The 4,590-nt window shown below is 34.8% G+C and carries 7 protein-coding genes and 1 pseudogene; 6 read left to right on the top strand and 2 right to left on the bottom strand.

What is annotated here, in order from left to right:
- The first annotated feature begins 20 nt into the window (after positions 1-20).
- The 5 genes from FD46_RS00325 to FD46_RS00305 all read left to right on the top strand — a co-directional run bounded on the left by FD46_RS00325 (position 21) and on the right by FD46_RS00305 (position 3,558).
- The gene (locus tag FD46_RS00325) at positions 21-566 is read left to right on the top strand and encodes a DUF536 domain-containing protein (RefSeq protein ID WP_057895218.1); all 546 of its coding nucleotides are present in this window, start codon (positions 21-23) and stop codon (positions 564-566) included.
- 45 nt (positions 567-611) lie between these two features.
- Complete coding sequence (locus FD46_RS00320; protein ID WP_057895217.1) at positions 612-800, top strand: hypothetical protein; 189 nt, start codon at positions 612-614, stop codon at positions 798-800.
- Positions 793-2,499: a DNA/RNA helicase domain-containing protein gene (locus FD46_RS00315; protein ID WP_057895216.1), complete on the top strand. Its 1,707-nt coding sequence runs from the start codon at positions 793-795 to the stop codon at positions 2,497-2,499. The genes FD46_RS00320 and FD46_RS00315 overlap by 8 nt, the downstream gene beginning before the upstream one ends.
- Positions 2,499-2,813 (top strand): MazG-like family protein, encoded by a 315-nt coding sequence (locus tag FD46_RS00310; protein ID WP_024526223.1) that lies wholly within the window; start codon positions 2,499-2,501, stop codon positions 2,811-2,813. The genes FD46_RS00315 and FD46_RS00310 overlap by 1 nt, the downstream gene beginning before the upstream one ends.
- Positions 2,814-3,285: 472 nt before the next feature.
- The gene (locus tag FD46_RS00305) at positions 3,286-3,558 is read left to right on the top strand and encodes an HNH endonuclease (RefSeq protein ID WP_057895215.1); all 273 of its coding nucleotides are present in this window, start codon (positions 3,286-3,288) and stop codon (positions 3,556-3,558) included.
- A gap of 250 nt (positions 3,559-3,808) precedes the next feature.
- On the opposite strand, the gene FD46_RS00300 is transcribed toward FD46_RS00305, so the two are convergent.
- Positions 3,809-4,165 carry a type II toxin-antitoxin system YafQ family toxin gene (locus FD46_RS00300; RefSeq protein ID WP_002834562.1) on the bottom strand — a complete coding sequence of 119 codons (357 nt, stop codon included), beginning with the start codon at positions 4,163-4,165 and terminating at the stop codon, positions 3,809-3,811.
- Positions 4,165-4,443, bottom strand: a complete 279-nt coding sequence (locus FD46_RS00295) for a type II toxin-antitoxin system Phd/YefM family antitoxin (RefSeq protein WP_003586674.1) — start codon at positions 4,441-4,443, stop codon at positions 4,165-4,167. Before FD46_RS00295 ends, FD46_RS00300 begins: the two co-directional genes overlap by 1 nt.
- Before the next feature lie 76 nt (positions 4,444-4,519).
- Between FD46_RS00295 and FD46_RS10775 the strand changes: the two are divergent.
- A pseudogene (locus FD46_RS10775) lies at positions 4,520-4,590 on the top strand (site-specific integrase); the annotation flags it as partial.

Here is a 4,590-nt window from a genome sequence, read left to right as displayed (position 1 = left end):
CCGAAAGGGGTTTGGAAAACATGCCTAAAACTATTAGAGAACTTGCTGATGAATTGAAGGTCTCTAAACAAACTATTCAATATCACTACCAAAGACTACCAACAAAGAACCAACAAAAAGATAGTCAAGGTACAAACATGATTAGCCTTACAGCTGAAAGGATTATTAGGGACAAGGTAGCAAAGCCTTTGGTAGCAAAAGATCAACAAATAGGTAGCAAAAAAGCGACAAAGACTAGCAAAAAAAATAATGATCTAATTGCTACTCTAAGAAAAGAGGTAGCAGATTTAAAGTCTCAACGTGACAAACAGCTTGCTACCAAAGACCAGCAAATAAGTAGCAAAGACAGACAAATAGATCATTTAACAAAACTAATAGACCAACAACAACAATTACAATTAGCAACAGTAGCAGAAGATCGCCATTTGAAAGAACGCCTACGAAAATTAGATGGCCCAGTTGAAGATTTTGAAAGTATAGAAAAAAGCCAAGTTGCAAAAACTGATGGTGCAAAAAAACAGGCAGCTAAAAATATAACTAATAAAAAATGGTGGCATTTTTGGTAATCGAATAATTATCGTAAATATGTACTAGAAAAGAGCATACAAATTATGGATTATGTTAAGTATAAAACGGATTGTTTAGATAAATTAAAGGGCTTTCTAACATTAGAAAAGAAGAGACCTGTATTGTTTATTGGATCTGGTCTGTCACAAAGATATTTAAAAATACCTGATTGGAAAGGCTTATTAGATATTTTACGCTCTCCCAAAATCGGAGGATTACATAATCATGTCTAATAAATTTATAACTAAGGAATTTTCCATAGAAAAGGGGACTGGAAAATTGTCACCAATTCGTGGCGAACATCTCAGACTTCGTGATAAACAAGCGCTTGAAAAGAATAATGCCATCTATATATATTTAGGACCAAAAAATGTATACGTTGGCCAAACTAAGCATTTTTTTAGTCGACACGAGCAGCATGTCCAAGAAAGTAATCATCGATACATAAACGGATCATATACCAAGGTCATAGTTGCCTTTGGCATATTAATCAATCAATTATCACTTGACGATATCGAAAAAAAACTCATAACTTATATCACGGCGGATTATGAGGACGATAGAAATATGACTGTTAATAATGGCACTTCAGGCAACGAATCCCCAGCTTATCAAAACCAAGATGAAGTCCTAACTGATTTCATAAATCCTTTTTGGAAAGAGCTATTCAGTAAAGGTTACGTGTTGAAGAAAAATTTAGCGGCCGTCAAAGAATCTATCCTATTCAAATATTCTCCCTTCACTTCACTTTCTGAAGAAAAAAATAACATCATTAATGAAATAATTAGACAACCCCAAAACTATATCGTCTCTGGATTGGCCGGTACAGGAAAAACTGTCGTTTTAACTAACTTGGCGGCCAGATTAAGTCAAAGCTACCCTAACAAACGTATTGCAGTGGTTGTTAAAACTAACTGGGTTAAAAGTGCTCAAAAGATTTTTCAAGCATATTCTGTTAAAAATATAGATGTCTTTACAGCTTATAAATTAATTAAAAGTGGTGAGCAGTATGATTACGTTCTGGTTGACGAAGCCCATCGACTTAGGAGGTATTATTCCAAAGGTAATCACGTTACCCAAGACATTTTTAATAAAGATGAAAACCAGAATGAGCTTAAACTACTGGGAAAATTAAATCCATGCTTTATTTTATTTTATGATCCTGCTCAAACTATTCGTCCATCTGACATTCCCAAAAAAGATTACAATACATTTCTCACCGATAATGAATTCAAAGAACTTAAACTTACCAAAGAGTATCGAGTCAATATCAACGAGCTAAACAAAACATATACCAGTGATGATTTTATGACCGGAATTCAAGAATTCTTACAAATAGATTCCTCTAATGCAAAATTTGATCATAATATTTTCCAATCATACCTCACTAATCCAGATGCCTATTTTGGAGTGGTGAACTCAATTCATGAACTTTTTGACTATTTAGATGATTGTGAAAATTACGAACCTGCTACTCAAAATCGTGTTATGGCTGGTTATACACGTGAATGGGCTAGTCATCAAAAGAAAAACAGAGATCGAAACGATGTCTATGACTGGGTAGAGGGTAACTACCATTGGAAATGGAATTCTGATAGTGAAAACTGGTTGATGAAAAAGAATTCTCGCATTGAAATTGGTTCAATTCATGCTGTTCAAGGCATTGATCTTAATTACGCAGGTGTTATTATTTCAACAGATATTTCTATTGATAATACCGGTAAAATAATCGGCATCCCGGAGAATTACAAAGATCGCAATGGTCAATACAAATCCGATGACTACAGTAAAGAGGGTTTTTCAAACTTCATTAAGAATATTTACTATGTCCTTTTAACGCGAGGTATTGACGGCGTACGTGTATACTTTGAAGACAAAAAAATGCAACAATATTTCTATGACTTTATGGGTATTAATAAGGAGGTTCAGTAATGAACTATGAGGCTGTATTAGCTAAGCTAATTGAATTTAGAGACCGTAAGCAGTGGCAGGAATACCATACGCTCATATCACTATCTAGGGCATTATCTATTGAGTCTTCTGAAGTAGAAAAGGTCTTTCTTTGGAAGCGCAATGATGAAGATTTAGACTCCTCCGACATTGTCAACTTAAAGATGGAAGTAGCCGATGTTTTAACTTATGCTTACTATCTATGCGAAAAACTTGGAGAAAACCCCAATGATTTAGTAAATGAAAAATTGGAAATAAATCAAACTCGCCATTGGAAATTCGATCATAAAGAGTAGTGTACTGATTTCTATCTTAATCGTTAGGGCTCCTGACCATCCCAATCCGTCAGAAGCTCTTATTTTATGTGCATTCCAACATAATGATGAATAATTGTTCGTCCGCTATAGGCTAATGCCTTACATACTGAACGCCCGTCATTAACTTCTTCAGCTTGCCTTTTTCCACTGTACGATTATTTCTTGACTAAAGTCTCCCCCCCAGGTAAAAAAGTTTAAAAATTGTCTTTTGACACAAACGAATGGTATTGTGTGCGCTCTTATCGGCGCGTATAGGGGGCGGGGCTATTGGACCCTACAAATAGTCTAACAACACTCATAAACAATTATACAGCTTCCTGTGGCATGTCAGATTTAGTACCTAAATTGTCACCTATCCCTGCGCACTTCCATCTTGTTGTTGCTAACAGCTATCTAATAATCTAAGAGAGCGTAAAACACTGATCAGTTAGAAAAACGTATTTCAGAATTGATGATTGATGATGATGTCACTAAAAAATCAGGCATATACGACTATGTATTAAGTGGCGATGAGAAAAAGCTGAGCATCAGAGAGTTTACTCTTCAAATGAAACAAAGTGCATATGAGAAGCAGAAGGGGATCTGTCCTATTTGTTGTAAGCATTTCGAACTTAAAGAAATGGAAGCTGATCATATAACGCCTTGGTCCCAAGGTGGTCGAACTATTGCTTCTAATTGCCAAATGCTTTGTAAAGAAGATAACCGTAGAAAGAGCAATAAATAATAAGTACTTTCCAATCTCTGGTGGTCAATTTGAATTTATAAACATTTAATATAATTGCTTAAATCAATGTCATAACTTTAAAAGTGATAATACCCAACTTAATGCTGACAAATAAAAAAATAATCGCAAATGCATATATAAGGTCTATAACTATCAAATCGCCCCTCAAAATCATTGTTAAAATAACCCCCAATATCTATAATGTAGATGTTGGGGGTTATTTGTTTTTATATGGTATAAATGACTTCTCTTATTCGTCATTTTTTCGATACCTTTTGGAACGATTTTGACCAGGAAATAAACGATCATGCGATCCGACTCGAATGCCAATTAAGACTAGTTCATCTTTATCAATCGTGTAAACAACCAGGACATCGTTAGTTTCGCTTGGTGTTTTGTTTTTCGGGGTGTCTCGTAAATGAAATTCATTATAGCCGCTCATTCGCCGATTAAGCTCATGATCCTCAAATTCTGGTGGTAATTGTTGTTGCTCAAGCAACAGGTCAATGGCTGCTCGAACTTCATCAATAATAGATTTGTCTAAACTGGCTAACCGTTTTAGATCAGCATTAAAGGTTGCACGTGGTTTAAATCTTAGTTTTTTCATTATTTAAACTGACCCCAATAATCATCATCTGATTCAACAATTTCATCGTCAGGTAAAACATGGCGTTTAATTAACTGATCACGTGCAATTGCATATTCTAACGAACCTTCTTTAGCTTTTAATGCTCTTTCTAGCCAGTCCATTTTTTCTTGTGAAACGATGGCTACTGCGCGACTATTTGAACGAGCAATATAAACGGTTTCGTCTTCGTCATTAACTTGATCTAAATATTTTTTTAGGTTAGCGCGAAAATCGCTCTGTGTTAGTGCTAATGTCATATTTACCACCCTTTCATTGTACTTAATATTGTACTTTAATTTGTACTAAAAATCAATTTTTTAAGGAGCTAAAACTATGCAACAAGTTGTCTTACCCATCAAAGATTCAAACGTTCTTAAAGAGGTTCAAGATACGTTACTCAATAA

It is taken from the genome of Liquorilactobacillus oeni DSM 19972 (assembly GCF_001436275.1).
Classification (GTDB): Bacteria; Bacillota; Bacilli; order Lactobacillales; family Lactobacillaceae; genus Liquorilactobacillus; species Liquorilactobacillus oeni.
Note: the sequence above shows the minus strand (reverse complement) of the source record. Positions and strands in the feature narration are given on the sequence as shown.